Genomic DNA, 15,037 nt, shown 5'->3' on the forward strand with positions numbered 1-15,037 from the left:
CGAACAAACAACCCCCCCCCCCACCCGGCGCCGTGCGGCTCGCGGATCGCGCCCGCGAGCCGCACGGCGTGGTTGATGACGGCCATGTGCGTGAAGCCCTGCGGGAGGTTGCCCCGCTGCTCGCCGGTCTCGGCGTCGATCTCCTCGGCGAAGAGGCCGACGTCGTTGGCCCGCGCCAGCAGCCGGGCGAAGAGGGCGCTCGCCTCCCCGGCCCGTCCGGCCAGCGCCAGGCAGCCGACCCGCCAGAAGGCGCAGGCCGTGAAGGTGGCCTCCCGGCCCTCCAGCCCGTCCGGCACGCGGTAGCGGTAGAGGAGATCGCCCGCGCCGAGGTCCTCACCGATGCGGTCGAGCGTCGCCGCGATCCGCCCGGACCGGGGGTCGAAGGCGCCGAACAGCACCGTGCGCAGGACCACGGCGTCGAGGTCCGCGCAGCCGTAGGCCATCGTGTAGGCGCCGGCCGCCGCGTTCCAGCCGCGGGCGTGGTACTCGGCGCGGATCGCCACCGCGCAGCGCTCCCAGGCCGCCACGGTCCCGGGATCCGCCAGTCGCCGCCGGCGGTCGGCCCGGGCGATCCGGACGGCCCGGTCGAGCCCCACCCAGAGCATCGCCTTGGTGTGCAGGAACTGGCTGCGGCCCGGACGCAGCTCCCAGATGCCGTTGTCGGGCTCGTGGCGGACCCGGACGATGTGGCGGGTGAGGTTCGCCAGGACCTCTGGCAGGTGATCGTCGACCTTGACCGGCGGGTCGTGGTCCACCGCGTCGAGATAGGCGTGCAGCGCGACCAGGAACTCGCCGTAGATGTCGAACTGCTCCTGCGTGCTGGCGGCGTTTCCGATCCGCACGGGCCCGACCCCGCGCCAGCCCCGCAGGTGGGGCAGGTCGCGCTCTTCCGGCACCGGACCGTCGAGGGCGTAGAGCAGGCGCAGGCGCCGCCCCCGGTCGGTCCCGGCCTCGCGCAGGAAGCGGAGGAACTCGGCCGCCTCCCGCCGATAGCCCAGGTTGACGAAGGCCGTCACGGTGAAGCTCGCGTCCCGCATCCAGACGTAGCGGTAATCGTAGTTGCGGTTGCCCGGCACCGCCTCGGGGAGGCTCGCGGTCGCGGCCGCCACGATCCCGCCGGTGGGTCCGTGCGTGAGCAGCTTGAGGACCAGCGCACTGCGCAGGACCGCCGCGCGATGGGGTCCCTCGTAGGTGCAGCGGGCGGACCACGCCTCCCAGTAGGCCTGGGTGGCGGCGAGCGAGGCCGCCGCGTCGAAGGGCGGCCCGGCGCTCCCCTCGCCCCAGGCGAGGACGAGGTCGGCCGCCTCACCGGCCCGGAGGGCGAGCTGCCCCTCGGCCCGATCCGCCGCCGCGCGCAGGGGCAGGGAGGCGGCGGCCCGCATCGCCGCCCCGCCGCCGCGGAACAGGATCGCCCCGTCGGGTCCGGCCAGCGCGCGCGCCTCACCGCGCGCGTAGTCGAAGGTCGGCCGCACGACGAAGCGGCCGGTGACCGTTCCCTCGGTGCAGACCAGGCGGCGGACCAGCCGGCCCCGGGCGTCGCCGTCCGGACCCTCGTCCGGCACCAACGGCAGGGGGTGGATGGGCATGAAGTCGATCAGGGTGGCGCGTCCCGTGCGCGTGACCAGGGTGGTCTCCAGGATGTTGGTGCCGGGACGGTAGCGCCGCGTCGCGTCGCAGAACCCGTCGAGGTCCACCCGGCAGGCGCCGCCCCGCTCGCCATCGAGGAGGGCCAGGAACACGGCCGGCGAGTCGTGGCGGGGCCAGCACAGCCAGTCGATCGCGCCGTCCCGCGCCACCAGGGCGGTGGTGCAGGTGTCGCCGATGATGGCGTAGTCGGCGATCGGGCGGTCGGTCACGGTCGGTCTCGCGGGGGGCGGGGCGGGCGGTTCCCGGGCGAGTCGCCCGGTCCTCAGAACAGGGAGACGAGGACGAGGCCGCCCACCATCAGGACGCAGCCGAGACCGCGCCAGAGGCCGGCCGGGTGCGTGGCGAAGCCGACCCAGCCGTAATGGTCGAGGAGGGTCGAGGTGAGGATGGCGGCCGTGACCGTGATGCCGGTGAAGACCGCGGCGCCGAGCCGCTCGGCGAAGAGGATCATCGCCAGAACGTAGGCCCCGCCCATGGCGCCGCCGAGCCACGCCCACCAGGGCACGCCACCGAGGCGCTGCGCCCCCGGCCAGCCGAGGCCGAGGAAGGGCGCAGCGATCAGGTACACGAGCGCGTTGACGCCGGTGACCGTCAGGGCGGCGAGCACGGGCTGACCGAGCGCCTTGCTCAGGGTGGCGTTGGCCCCGCTCTGGACCGTGTTCAGGATGCCGGCCAGGGCGGCGGCGACCGCGATCAGGATCGGCATGGCGCCCCGCCGGCAGGTCCGCGGCGCGGGCGCCCCGCGCGCGCCGGCCCGGCCGCCGCGGGAGCGGGCGAAGGGATATGGTCGGGCATGCGGACGGCTCCCCTGGCGAACGGCTGACAACTGTCCGGGCCGCGTCGGGTTTCGGGGCGGTTCGCCGCGCGCCGGTCCGCAGGGGCGAGGCGGCGGGCTCCGCCCTCGACCGGGCGGATGCCGGAAACGCGAAAGGCCGCCCTTCCGGTGCGGCCCTTGCAGACATCAGAGAGTGGAATGGTGGGCGCGACAGGGATCGAACCTGTGACCCCTACGATGTCAACGTAGTGCTCTCCCGCTGAGCTACGCGCCCATCGGGGCCGCCCTTGCGGGAGGCGGCTCCGGTGTGGGAGGCCGTATAGAGGCAGCGCGGCGGGGTGGCAAGAGGGTTCTCGCGCGGGATCGGCGGCGGCGGCGCCCTTCCCGTGGGCCGGTCCCTGGGCTAGGAGGCCGGCCGGTGTGACGAGTGGGGGCCAGGGCGATGAGCGAGCGCGCGGAGAGTGGGCGCGAGGACGCGGCCCGCCGGGTGCCGCTGCGGGCCGAGATCGTGCCGCTGCGGGGCGAGGCAGTCACCCGGGCCTTCGCGCCGGACCCGCACGACGCCGCCGCCCTGCTCCTCGACGTGCAGGAGACGGGACTCGGCGGCCGCTGGGTCGAGATCAGCTTCCGGGACGAGGGACGGGGCTCCTTCAGCCGGGTCGAGCTCGCGGCCGTCGCGCAGGGCCTGACCGAGCACGAGAGCACCAGCCTCGCCGAGCGCGCCTTCGGCAACGGGCGCTTCACCTGGACCGGCCGCCTGCCCGCCGGGCTCCTGGCGATCCGGGCGACGCCGATGCTCGGCGAGACCGAGGTCGCGCTCACCGAGTTCCGGATCCGGGTCAGGAGCCGCCTCGCCCTGCTGGCCCGCGGCACGCTCCGCCGGCCCGACCTCGCCGCGCAGGCGGTGGTCTGGCGCATGGTCGGCAAGCGCGTGCGGGCGCGCAACCGCCTGCTGCGGGCGATCACGCCCCCCGGGCTGACCGGCTACGACACCTGGGTGCGCTGCTTCGACACCCTCACGGAGGCGGACCGCGCGCGGATCCGCGCCGAGGTGGCAGCCATGACGGATACGCCGCTGATCTCCGTGGTGATGCCGGTCTACAACCCGGCGCCCAAGGTGCTGGAGGAGGCGCTGCGCTCGGTCCGCGCCCAGCTCTACCCGCACTGGGAACTCTGCATCGCCGACGACGCCTCCACCGACCCGGCCGTGCCGCGGCTCCTGGAGCGCGTCGCCCGGGAGGAGCCGCGGATCAAGCTGGTGCGCCGCCCCGAGAATGGCCACATCGCGCGGGCCACCAACACCGCCCTCGCCCTTGCGGCCGGGCCCTTCGTGGCCTTCATGGACCACGACGACGTCCTGCCCGAGCACGCCCTGTTCGAGGTCGCCCGGGCGATCCTGCGCGAGCCGGACCTCGACCTCATCTACACGGACGAGGACAAGATCGACGCCAAGGGGCGGCGCTTCGAGCCGCACTTCAAGAGCGACTGGAACCCGGAACTCCTCTACGCGCAGAACTACATCAACCACCTCACGGTGGTCCGCACCGCCCTGGTGCGGGAGGTGGGCGGCCTGCGGCCCGGCTTCGAGGGCAGCCAGGACCACGACCTGCTGCTGCGCCTGTGCGACCGGCTGAGCCCCGAGCGGGTCCGGCACCTGCCGCAGGTGCTCTATCACTGGCGCGCCGCGATCGGCTCGGGCACCTTCTCGGACAAGGCCCTGGCTCGCGCGGAGGCGGCTCGGCTCCAGGCCCTCAGCGACCTGATCGCCCGGCGCGGCTGGCCGCACCGGGCCGAGCGCGGGCCGCTCGGCTTCAACCGGCTGGTGCGCGCCCTGCCGGACCCGGCGCCGCGGGTCTCGGTGGTGATCCCGACCCGCGACCGGGCGGAACTGCTGTCGGTCGCCCTGCGCGGCCTCCTCCGTGAGACCGACTATCCGGATATCGAGGTCATCATCGTCGACAACGACAGCCGCGAGCCCGCCACGCGGGCGCTGTTCGCCGAGGTCGCCGCGGACCCGCGGGTGCGGGTGGTGCCGAGCCCGGGCGCCTTCAACTTCTCGGCCCTGTCGAATCTCGGCGCCCGGGAGGCCACCGGCCCGCTCCTCCTGTTCCTCAACAACGACATCGAGGTGACGGAGCCCGGCTGGCTCGCCGAGATGGCGTCGATCGCCGTGGAGCCCGGGGTGGGCGCGGTCGGGGCCAAGCTCTCCTACCCGGACGGGACCCTCCAGCACGGGGGCGTGGTGCTCGGGGCCGGGGGCGTGGCGGGCCACAGCCATCCGGGGATCGGGCCGGACGACCCGGGCTATTTCGGCCGCATGGTGATGGCCCAGGAGGTCTCCGCGGTCACGGGCGCCTGCCTGATGATGCGCGCCGCGGTGTTCGCGGAAGCCGGCGGCTTCGATGCGGAGCGGCTCGCGGTGGCCTTCAACGACGTCGATCTCTGCCTGCGCGTCCGGCGGGCGGGCTACGTCATCGTGTGGACGCCCCATGCACGGCTCGTTCACCACGAATCGAAGAGCCGCGGCCAGGAGGACACCCCCGAGAAGCGCGCCCGCTTCGAGGCGGAGGTCGGCACGATGCTCGACCGCTGGGGGCCGCAGCTGCGCAACGACCCCTACTACAACCCGAACTTCGCCCGCGCGAAGGCGCAGTTCCGCCTCTGGTGAGCCGCGCCGGGCGCGCGGCGCGGCGAGTTGCCCGCAGGACGGCGCTTGGATAGAGGGGGCGTCGGGGACGGCCCGGCCCGGGCGGGGCCGGGCGGGTCGCCCGCGGGGGTTGGGGCGGATGCAGACCTTCTTCGTCGAGATCAAGTGCCGGCTCGGCCGCACCTACACGGTGGCGAGCGCGCTGGCCGATCGCGAGATCGCCTCCGAGATCTACTCGACGGCCGGCCACTACGACGTGCTGGCGAAGTTCCACGTCGACGATGGGGTCGATATCGGCCACTTCGTGGCCGCCCAGGTCCAGACCATCCCGGACATCCAGGACACGCGGACGATCATCACCTTCAAGGCCTTCTAGCGCCTCGCGGCCGGGGGGCGAGGGTCTGCCCCATTGCCACCCGAATTCTCGGATTAGTGCACGGTGGTGCGAGCACAGGGACGGGGCGCGGCGAGCTTAACGATGACGGACCACGTCCATTGCCGAGCAACCAGTCGAAGTGCCGTCGATGACGGCAACGTGCCGTCTTTCGTGACAAATTCTTCACTGTCGAACTTGAGCAACACCACTCGCGTAAGCGCGGGACGGGGCTGATGGGGGCGGTCCGCGGGGGTTGGCCCCGGCTCGGGTCGCATATTATGGCTAGGGAAGGTCCGCGTCGGCACGATACCGCCGGCTTCCCCCTCGAGCGAGCGTGCGTACCGAACGTGAGACATCGTCCTGACATCGCGATCATCGGTCGGGCCTGCCGACTGCCGGGGGCCACGGGGATCGAGGGGCTCTGGCAGCTCCTCTCCGAGGGGCGTTGCGCCGTCTCGAAGATCCCGGAGGACCGCTGGTCCCTGGAGCGCCTCGGGCATCCGCGCGTGCAGGAGCGCGGCAAGAGTTACACCTGGGCCGCGGGCGTCCTCGACGACATCTGGTCCTTCGACCCGAGCGTGTTCGGGATCTCGCCGCGCGAGGCCGAGCAGATGGATCCCCAGCAGCGCCTGTTGCTGGAACTGACCTGGGAGGCCCTGGAGGATGCGGGGATCCGGCCGTCCGCCGTGGCCGGAACCGAGGTCGGCGTCTTCGTGGGCGCCTCCTCCCTCGATTACGGCAACCTGCGGGTGCTCGACTGCGCCTCGGGCGACGCCTACGCGGCGACCGGCAATACGCTGTCGATCCTGTCGAACCGCATCTCCTACATCTTCGACCTGAAGGGGCCGAGCTTCACGCTCGACACGGCCTGCTCGTCCTCCCTCGTCGCCCTCGACGCCGCCGTGGCGGCGCTCGCCTCGGGCCGGATCGACACGGCCGTGGTGGCGGGCGTGAACGTGCTGGCGAGCCCGTTCAACTTCATCTCCTTCTCGAACGCCTCGATGCTCTCGCGCACCGGGCTCTGCCAGGCCTTCTCGGCCAAGGCGGACGGCTACGTGCGCTCGGAGGGCGGCGTCGTGCTGGTGCTGCAATCGGCCGAGGCCGCCGCGCGCTCCGGCGCGACCGTGCGCAGCGTGATCGCCGCCTCGAAGGTGAACTCGGACGGGCGCACCACCGGCATCTCGCTCCCCTCGGGCTACGCGCAGGGCGTGCTCCTGGAGGAGATCTACCGCGAGGCGGGCATCACCCTCGACGCGCTCGCCTTCGTGGAGGCGCACGGCACCGGCACGCCGGTCGGCGACCCGATCGAGGCGGGCGCCATCGGCGGCAAGCTCGGCCGCGGCCGCACCGCGCCCCTGCCGATCGGCTCGATCAAGACCAATATCGGCCACACGGAGCCGGTCTCGGGCCTCGCCGGCCTGCTCAAGGCGAGCCTCGCCCTGGAGCACGACCTGCTGCCGCCCTCGCTCCACTGCGAGACCCTCAATCCCGGCATCCGGTTCGACGACCTGAACCTCGCGGTCAACCGCGCCCTGACCCCCCTGCCCCGCACGGGCGCGGAGCGGTTCGCGGGCGTGAACTCCTTCGGGTTCGGCGGCACCAACGCGCACGTCATCCTCACCGACCCCAAGGCCGCCGCCAGCGACCCCAAGGTCGCCGCCACCGGCACGAAGGGCGCCGCCGCGCCGGCCCCCGCCCCGGAGGTGCTGCTCGTCTCGGCCCAGACGCGCGCCGCCCTCAACGAACTCGCCGAGTCCTACGCGGAGCGCCTGGAGGGCGCGAGCGCCGACGCGATCGGCCGCATCGCCGCCGCGGCGGCCCATCGCCGCGAGCGCCTGCCCGCGCGCCTCGCCGTGCCCCTCGCCGACCCGACCGCCGTGACCGAGACCCTGCGGGCCGTGGCCGCCGCGGAGGACCCGGCGACGGGCGCGCTCGGCACTGCGGTCGAGCGGGCCGGCCCGGTCGCCTTCGTGTATTCGGGCAACGGCAGCCAGTGGGCCGGCATGGGCCGCGACGCCTACGCGACGAGCCCGGCCTTCCGGGCACGGTTCGACGAGGCCGACGCCCTGTTCCAGCCCCTGTCCGGCTGGTCCCTGAAGGAGGCGCTCTTCGCCGAGGACTTGGAGCAGCGCCTCGCCCTGACGAGCGTGTCCCAGCCGCTGATCTTCGCGATCGAGAGCGCCGCCACGGTGGCGCTGCGCGCCGTCGGCCTGGAGCCCGGCTTCATCATCGGCCACTCGGTCGGCGAGATCGCGGCGGCCGAGGCGGCCGGGATCCTGAGCCTGCCCCAGGCCGTGCGGGTGATCTTCAACCGCTCGAAGCACCAGGAGAGCACCCGCGGGCGCGGCACCATGGCGGTGCTGCTCGCCCCCGTCGAGGAGGTGGAGGCCTTCCTGGTCGACTTCCCGGACCTCGACATCGCGGCCCTCAACAGCCCGAAGGCCGTGACGGTGGCGGGGCCGGTGGCGTCGATCGACGCCGCCCTGAAGGCGATCGCGCGCAAGCGCCGCCGCGGGCGCAAGCTCGACCTCGACTACGCCTTCCACGGCCGGCTGATGGACCCGATCGAGGGGCCGCTCTTGCGCGACCTCAAGGGCCTCAGCCCCTCGGCCGGGACCGTGCCGCTCGCCTCGACGGTGACCGGGGACGTGCTGGCGGGCCGGCATTTCGACGCCGCCTACTGGTGGCGCAACATCCGCGAGCCGGTGCGCTTCAGCGAGGCGGTGCAGGCCGCCGCGAAGGCCGGCGCCCGCGTCTTCGTGGAGGTCGGGCCGCGCCCGACCCTGCTGCCGCATATCGGCGACTGCCTGGAACCCCTCGGGATCGACGGGGCGACGCTCGGCGTGCTGCACAAGAAGCCGTCCGACCGCGACCCCTTCCTGCATGCGCTCGCGGGCGCCATCGTGCAGGGCGCAGCGGTGGACGAGGCCAAGGCCTTCGGGCGCGACCCGGCCGGGCCGGTCTCCCTGCCGGCCTATCCCTGGCAGCGCCGTCCGTTCCGCCTCGCCGAGACCACCGAGACCCTCAACCCGGCGAGCCCGAAGCCCTACCACCCGCTGATCGGCGCGCGGATCATCCCGGGCGGGCTCGAATGGATGTCCCATCTCGACATCGCGACGAGCCCCGACCTCGACGATCACCGCATCGAGGGCCAGGCGATCCTGCCCGGCGCCGCCTTCGTGGAGATGGCGCTGGCCGTCGCCCGCGAGCATCTCGGCACCGACGCCGTGACCCTGGCCGACGTCGAGATCCAGCAGCCGATGGTCTTCGCCGAGGAGACCCTGCGCGAGGTCCACGCGCGGTTCGCGCCGGGCGCCAACCAGGTGCAGATCCTCTCGCGCCCCCGCCTCGCCCAGGCGGCCTGGCAGCTCCACGCGGTCGCCAAGATCGTCGAGGGCGAGCGGCCGGTGCCGCCGCGGCTCGCCGTGGCGCTGCCGGAGGACAAGACCGTCTCCGGCGAGGAGCTCTACCAGCGCGCCGTGCGCTCCGGCCTCGGATTCGGCCCGAGCTTCCGGCAGGTGGCGCGCAGCGCGCGGATCGACGAGACCACGATCGTCTCCGAGCTGCTGCCGGCGGAGGCCAATCCGCGCTTCGGCCTCGTCCCGGCGCGGCTCGATTCCTGCTTCCACGGGCTGATCCTGCTCTTCGCCGACCTTCTCGGCGAGAATGCCGGCAAGGCCTACGTGCCGGTGCGGTTCGGCGAGGTGCGGCTGCTGCGCCCGGGCGCCGCGATCGCCCGCGCGCAGATCCGGACGCGGCGCTGCAACGAGCGCAGCATCCTGGCCGACTTCACCCTGGTGGACGCCGAGGGCGAGGTGATCGCCACCCTGCGCGAGGGCCGGTTCCAGGCCCTGCGCGCCAAGGGCGGCGGCGACCTCGACGCCTACGCCATCCGGCAATCGACGGAACTCGCCACCGAGCCGACGGCGATCCCCCTCGAGCCGCAGCCCTCCGTGGCGGCAATCGTGCGCAAGCAGGCGCCGGGCGCTATCGCGCAGGGCGAGGCCGCGCTCTCGCCCGGGCACATGCTGCTGGAGGGCTGGGCGACTGCTCTGGCCTACCGGCTCACCCGCGGCCTTGCCCGGGGCGGCATCGTCGACCTCGCCGCCACCGCGCGCCTGCCCGAGGCCCTGCGCGCGTGGTTTGTCAACCAGATCCTGGCGCTGGAAGGCAGCGGCCTCGCGGAGGCGCTGGGCGACGGGCGCTGGAAGCTGCGCACCGACGTCACCCTGCCCGATCCCGACGAGATCATGCGCTGGATCGCGGCGGATCATCCCGACCTGTCGGCGGAATTGCTCCTCTGCGCCGATCTCGGCGCGGTGGTGGGGCGCATCCTCGACGGGTCCCTTCAGCAGGCGCCGGTGCTGCCGCAGACCGCCCTCGACGGCTTCGCGCTGCGCGGCGCCACCGTGCGCGCCTCGGCCGCGACGCTGATGCGGCTCATGGAGCGCGCTCAGGCGGCGCTCCCCCGCGACCGGGCGCTGCGGCTCCTGCAGATCGGCTTCGGCCCGCTCTCGGCCCTGGCCGCCGCCTTCGCGGCCGCCTGCGAGGCGCGCCTCACGATCCTGGAGACCGACCGGCGCCTCGCCGAGCGGGCGCGGATCGCGCTGCCGTCCGGCGTGACGGTGGTCGAGGATCCCGCCGACCTGCCCCAGGCCGGCATGGACGCGGTGCTGGCGAGCGACGTCCTCCACCGCAGCGACCGCGACCTGCTCGGGCGCCTCGCCGCCAGCCTCGCGACGGGCGGCCTGTTCGCGGCCGTGGAGCCGTCGGCCTCGCTGTTCCGCGACCTCGTCTTCGGGCTCACCCCGGGCTGGTTCGAGGGCGAGCCCGACCTGCCGGTCGGCCGGCTCGACGACGTGGCGGGCTGGCAGCGGGCGCTCTCGGCGGCCGGCCTCGTCAAGGTCGCGGCCGACCGCGCCGCCTCGCAGGCCGGCAACGACCTCCTGCTGCTCGCGGAGGCGCCGCCGCGGCCCCGGCCCGCCCCGGGCCAGACCTTCGCCTTCATCATCGGCTCGGACGACGATTTCGCGGCCGAGACGGCCTCCTCGCTGGCGACGCTCCTCGTGGCGAGCGGGGTCCACGTCTCGATCATCCTCGATTCCGAGGTCTCGCTGCGGGAGCTGGCCCGGGAGACACCCGACACGGTGGTCTACCTCGCGGGCGCCTTCGCCCGGTCCGGCGACCCGGCGGCGCGCCTCGGCGAGCGCTGCCTGTCCCTGAAGCGCTGCGTGGAGCATCTCGGGACCCGGCCGACCCGCCTCTGGGTGGTCTGCCCCGGCGCCACCGGCGACCGCGGCGGGCCGGCCTGCAGCGTCGAGGCGGGCGTCTGGGCCTTCACCCGGACCCTGGCGAACGAGGTCGCGAGCCTCGACGTGCGCCGGATCGACCTCGCCCAGAGCCTGACCTCGAAGCGGACCGCCGAGCGCCTGCGCGACCTCATCCTCTCGGGCACCCCCGAGACCGAGATCGTGCTCGACGAGGACCGCACCCGCGTGGTGCGCTTCGCGGCCGGCGGCACCGGGCGTCGCTCGGTCCGCGAGGCGGGCGCCGCGCCCGCCGCGCGGCTGGAGCGCAGCACCTTCGGCGGCCTCAACGAGATGCGCTGGGGGCCGGCCGACCGCGTCGCGCCTGGGCCGGGCCAGGTCGAGATCGCCGTCGCGGCGACCGGCCTCAACTTCCGCGACGTGCTCTGGGCGCTCTCAATGTTGCCCGAGGAGATCCTGGAGGACGGCTTCGCCGGCCCGCGGCTCGGCCTCGAATGCGCGGGCCGCGTCACGGCGGTGGGCGCGGGCGTGACCGCGGTCGCCCCGGGCGACGCGGTGGTGGCCTTCGCCCAGTCGGGCTTCGCCACCCACGTGGTGGTGCCCGAGATGGTGGTCGCCCCGGCCCCGCAGGGCATGACCCTGGAGGCCGCGGCCACGACCCCGGTCGCCTTCCTGACCGCCTTCTACGGCCTCGTTACCCTGGCCCGCCTCAAGGCCGGCGAGTGGGTGCTGGTCCATGGCGGCGCGGGCGGCGTCGGCCTCGCGGCCCTGCAGATCGCCCTGTCGCGGGGCGCCCGCGTCATCGCGACGGCGGGCTCCACCGAGAAGCGCGCCCTGGTGCGGGCGCTCGGGGCCGAGCACGTGCTCGATTCCCGCTCGCTCGGCTTCGTGGACGACATCCGCCGCATCACCGGCGAGGGCGTCGACGTGGTGCTCAACAGCCTCTCGGGCGAGGCGATGGAGCGCAGCCTCAACGTCCTCAAGCCGTTCGGCCGCTTCGTCGAACTCGGCAAGCGGGACTACGTCGCCAACACCCATATCGGGCTGCGGCCGTTCCGGCGGAACCTGTCCTACTTCGGCGTCGACCTCGACCAGCTGCTGCAGTTCCAGCCCGAGGAGGGCCAGCGGCTGTTCCGCGAGGTAATGGCGCTGTTCGCGGACGGGACGCTCAAGCCGCTGCCCTTCCAGCCCTTCGCGGCGGACGAGGTCTCGGACGCGTTCCGGCTGATGCAGCAGTCGGGCCACGTGGGCAAGATCGTGATCGCGCCGCCGAAGTCCGGCACGGTCGCGGCCGAGGCCCGCCGGCCCTTCGCGGTGGCCCCCGACCGCAGCCACCTGATCACCGGCGGCCTCGGCGGCTTCGGCATCGAGGCGGCGCGCTGGCTCGCGGATCAGGGCGCAACACACATCGTCCTCGTCGGCCGCAAGGCGCCGTCGAGCGAGGAGGCGCTGAGCGCGATCGCGGAGCTCACGGCCCGCGGGGTGAACCTGCGCACCCTCTCCTGCGACATCACCGACCGGAATGCGGTGGAAACGCTGCTCACCACCGTGGAGGCCGGGGGACCGCCGCTCGCCGGCATCATCCACGGCGCCATGGTGCTGCAGGACGGGCTGATCGCGAATATCGATCCGGCGACCCTCGACGCGGTGCTGGCGCCGAAGGTGACGGGGGCGAGCCACCTCGACGCCCTCACCCGGACGCGCAGCCTCGACTACTTCGTGCTGTTCTCCTCGGCCACGACCTTCATCGGGAATCCGGGCCAGGGCGCCTACGTGGCGGCGAACGGCTTCATGGAGGGGCTGGCCCGCCAGCGCCGCCGCCTCGGCCTGCCGGCCCTGGCGGTGGCCTGGGGCGCGATCGGCGACGTGGGCGTGCTCGCCCGCAACCGCGCCGTGATGGAGACGCTCTCCGAGCGCGTCGGCGTCACGCCGGTGGCGGCCCGCAAGTCCCTCGACCTGATGGCCGAGGCGCTGAGCCTCCAGGGCCCCGCGCCGGACGACGCGGTGCTGGCGATCGCCGCCATGCACTGGGGCAAGGCCCGCGAGCGCCTCGCGACGCTCAAGGCGCCGAGCTACGCGGCGCTCGGCTCCGAGCAGCAGACGGAGGCGGGCGGCGTCACGGCGATCAACATCCCGGCGCTCCTGCGCAGCCTCGACATCGACGAGGTCCGCAAGGTGGTGGCGGACGCGATCGTCGAGGACGTGGCGCGCATCCTGCGGCTGCCGAAGGATGATCTCAGCCGGGTGCGGCAGCTCTCGGAGATCGGCCTCGACTCGCTGATGGGCGTCGAGCTCGGCGCGAGCCTGCAGGAGCGCTTCGGCCTGGAGGCGCCGCCGGCCGGCGTGTCGAGCGGCCAGACCGTGCTCGAACTCGCCGACACGCTGATCCAGGCGGTGGCGGCGCCCGTGGACGAGAGCGCGGCGGCGGTGATGAGCCTCGCCCAGCGCCATGCCGGGGAGAGCCTGGATGCCAGCCAGCTCGACCCGCTGCAGGCGCTGGTCGAGGAGAAGAGCCGCGAGATCAAGGTGATCCTGTAGGGACAGGCCGACGGCGTCTCGTTGCACAGCCGCGGAACGGAAGAGTCGCGGGATCCCCTCTCCCGTGCGGGAGAGGGGTAGGGGTGAGGGCCCCGGACCATGCCGCAACCTGGCTGGACGGCAGTGCTGGCAGCGGGACACGTCAGCATACTTGCTGAACCACCTGGACCCTCACCCCTGCCCCTCTCCCGCACGGGAGAGGGGTTCCCCGCGCCCAATTCTCTCAACGGATAGCCGATCGAGTCCGAGAGCGAGTTTCGATCTCAGCGGAAACCCTTTCACCGGCATCCCGCAAGCCTCAGAAACACCCCTTTTGTCCCGTCACCCTCGCGGACGCGGTCTCACGACCCCACGACACGGATCCCCACCGCCCCCATGACCAGCTCGACCAAACCCTCCGGCGGACGCGAAGCCCTCGCGGGCTTCGTGACGGCCCGCCTCGGCAAGGCACCGGCCCGCCCGGCCGCGAACCGGCCCGCGCCGAAGCCGGCCCTCGTCCCGGCGCAGGATTTCGAGAGCCTGCCGGGCTACAAGGAACTCAAGCTCCAGCGCTCGGCCGCCGAGCTGATCGGGCTCGGCAACCCGTTCTTCCGCGTCCACGACGCCAAGGCCGGCGCCACGACCCGCATCGACGGCGAGACGCTCACCAACTTCTCGTCCTACGATTACCTGGGGCTCAACGGGCACCCGGAGGTCAACGCCGCCGCCGCCGCGGCGCTCGCCGCCTTCGGCACCTCCGCCTCGGCGAGCCGGGTGGTGGCGGGCGAGCGGCCGGGCCATCTCGCCTTGGAGCGGGCGCTCGCGGCCCATTACGGGACCGAGTCCTGCGTGGTGATGGTGAGCGGCCACGCCACCAACGTCGCCACGATCGCGGCGCTCATGGAGGCGGGCGACGTGATCTATCACGACGCCCTCATCCACAACAGCGTGGTCACCGGAGCGCAGCTCTCGGGCGCCCAGCGCCGCAGCTTCCCCCACAACGACGTGGCGGCGCTGGAGAGCCTGCTCCACGCCACGCGCCACGAGCATCGCCGCGCCCTCATCGTGATCGAGGGCCTCTACAGCATGGACGGCGACGCGCCGGACCTCGCGGCCTTCGTGGCCCTGAAGGAGCGCTACGGCGCCTGGCTGATGGTCGACGACGCGCACGGCCTCGGCGTGCTCGGGCGCAACGGCCACGGCCTGCACGAGCATTGCGACGTCGACCCGCATTCCGTCGACATCTGGATGGGGACGCTGTCGAAGACGCTCTCGTCCTGCGGCGGCTACGTGGCGGGCTGCGCGCCGCTGGTCGAGTTCCTGAAATGCACGGCCGGCGGCTTCGTCTACTCGGTCGGCCTGTCCCCACCGCTCGCCGCCGCGGCCGCGGCCTCCCTCGACCTGATGCACCGCGAGCCGGAGCGGGTCGAGCGCCTGCGCCGCAACGGCACCCTGTTCCTGTCGGAGGCGCGCAGCCGCGGCCTCGACACCGGGACCAGCCTCGGACTCGCCGTGGTGCCGGTGATCATCGGCGACTCGCTCAAGGCGGTCACGCTGTCCGACCGGCTGTTCAAGCGCGGCGTCAACGTGCAGCCGATCATCCACCCGGCAGTGCCCGAGCGCTCCTCGCGCCTGCGCTTCTTCCTCACCTCCGAGCACACGCCCGAGCAGATCCGCTTCACGGTCGCGGCACTCGCCGAGGAGTTGGAGGAACTCAACCGGGGCGGCTCGCTGGTCGAGCGGCTGATGGCGCGGCGGAGCTGAGGCGCCGCCGCGCTGCGGCCTCATTCGGGACCCAGGTCTTCGCC

At 73.5% G+C, this 15,037-nt stretch carries 6 protein-coding genes and 1 tRNA gene; 4 read left to right on the top strand and 3 right to left on the bottom strand.

The genetic code is table 11. The annotated features are described in order from the left end of the window. The 3 genes from ACW9J6_RS26430 to ACW9J6_RS26440 all read right to left on the bottom strand — a co-directional run. Positions 1 to 1,856: glycoside hydrolase family 15 protein (locus ACW9J6_RS26430; protein ID WP_457119330.1), on the bottom strand; the 1,856-nt coding region annotated here is incomplete at its 3' end. Positions 1,857 to 1,909: 53 nt separating this feature from the next. Continuing rightward, positions 1,910 to 2,353: a DMT family transporter gene (locus tag ACW9J6_RS26435; RefSeq protein WP_457119331.1), complete on the bottom strand. Its 444-nt coding sequence runs from the start codon at positions 2,351 to 2,353 to the stop codon at positions 1,910 to 1,912. A 268-nt stretch (positions 2,354 to 2,621) separates the two neighbouring features. After that, a tRNA-Val gene (locus tag ACW9J6_RS26440) sits at positions 2,622 to 2,696 on the bottom strand. 168 nt (positions 2,697 to 2,864) lie between these two features. On the opposite strand from ACW9J6_RS26440, the gene ACW9J6_RS26445 reads away from it, so the two are divergent. The 4 genes from ACW9J6_RS26445 (at position 2,865) to ACW9J6_RS26460 (ending at position 14,993) form a co-directional block, all read left to right on the top strand. Then, positions 2,865 to 5,090, top strand: a complete 2,226-nt coding sequence (locus ACW9J6_RS26445) for a glycosyltransferase family 2 protein (RefSeq protein WP_457119332.1) — start codon at positions 2,865 to 2,867, stop codon at positions 5,088 to 5,090. 118 nt (positions 5,091 to 5,208) lie between these two features. Continuing rightward, positions 5,209 to 5,445 (top strand): Lrp/AsnC ligand binding domain-containing protein, encoded by a 237-nt coding sequence (locus tag ACW9J6_RS26450; protein ID WP_457119333.1) that lies wholly within the window; start codon positions 5,209 to 5,211, stop codon positions 5,443 to 5,445. 347 nt (positions 5,446 to 5,792) lie between these two features. Further along, positions 5,793 to 13,250 carry an SDR family NAD(P)-dependent oxidoreductase gene (locus ACW9J6_RS26455; RefSeq protein WP_457119334.1) on the top strand — a complete coding sequence of 2,486 codons (7,458 nt, stop codon included), beginning with the start codon at positions 5,793 to 5,795 and terminating at the stop codon, positions 13,248 to 13,250. Between the two features lie 375 nt (positions 13,251 to 13,625). Then, complete coding sequence (locus tag ACW9J6_RS26460; protein ID WP_457119335.1) at positions 13,626 to 14,993, top strand: aminotransferase class I/II-fold pyridoxal phosphate-dependent enzyme; 1,368 nt, start codon at positions 13,626 to 13,628, stop codon at positions 14,991 to 14,993. Positions 14,994 to 15,037 lie beyond the last annotated feature (44 nt).

Source organism: Methylobacterium sp. JK268 (assembly GCF_054052225.1).

What these genes read in the sequence shown, in the direction of transcription:
- ACW9J6_RS26435 (WP_457119331.1), bottom strand. Translation starts at nt 2,353, where the DNA reads ATGCCGATCCTGATCGCGGTCGCCGCCGCCCTGGCCGGCATCCTGAAC.
- ACW9J6_RS26445 (WP_457119332.1), top strand. Translation starts at nt 2,865, where the DNA reads ATGAGCGAGCGCGCGGAGAGTGGGCGCGAGGACGCGGCCCGCCGGGTG.
- ACW9J6_RS26450 (WP_457119333.1), top strand. Translation starts at nt 5,209, where the DNA reads ATGCAGACCTTCTTCGTCGAGATCAAGTGCCGGCTCGGCCGCACCTAC.
- ACW9J6_RS26460 (WP_457119335.1), top strand. Translation starts at nt 13,626, where the DNA reads ATGACCAGCTCGACCAAACCCTCCGGCGGACGCGAAGCCCTCGCGGGC.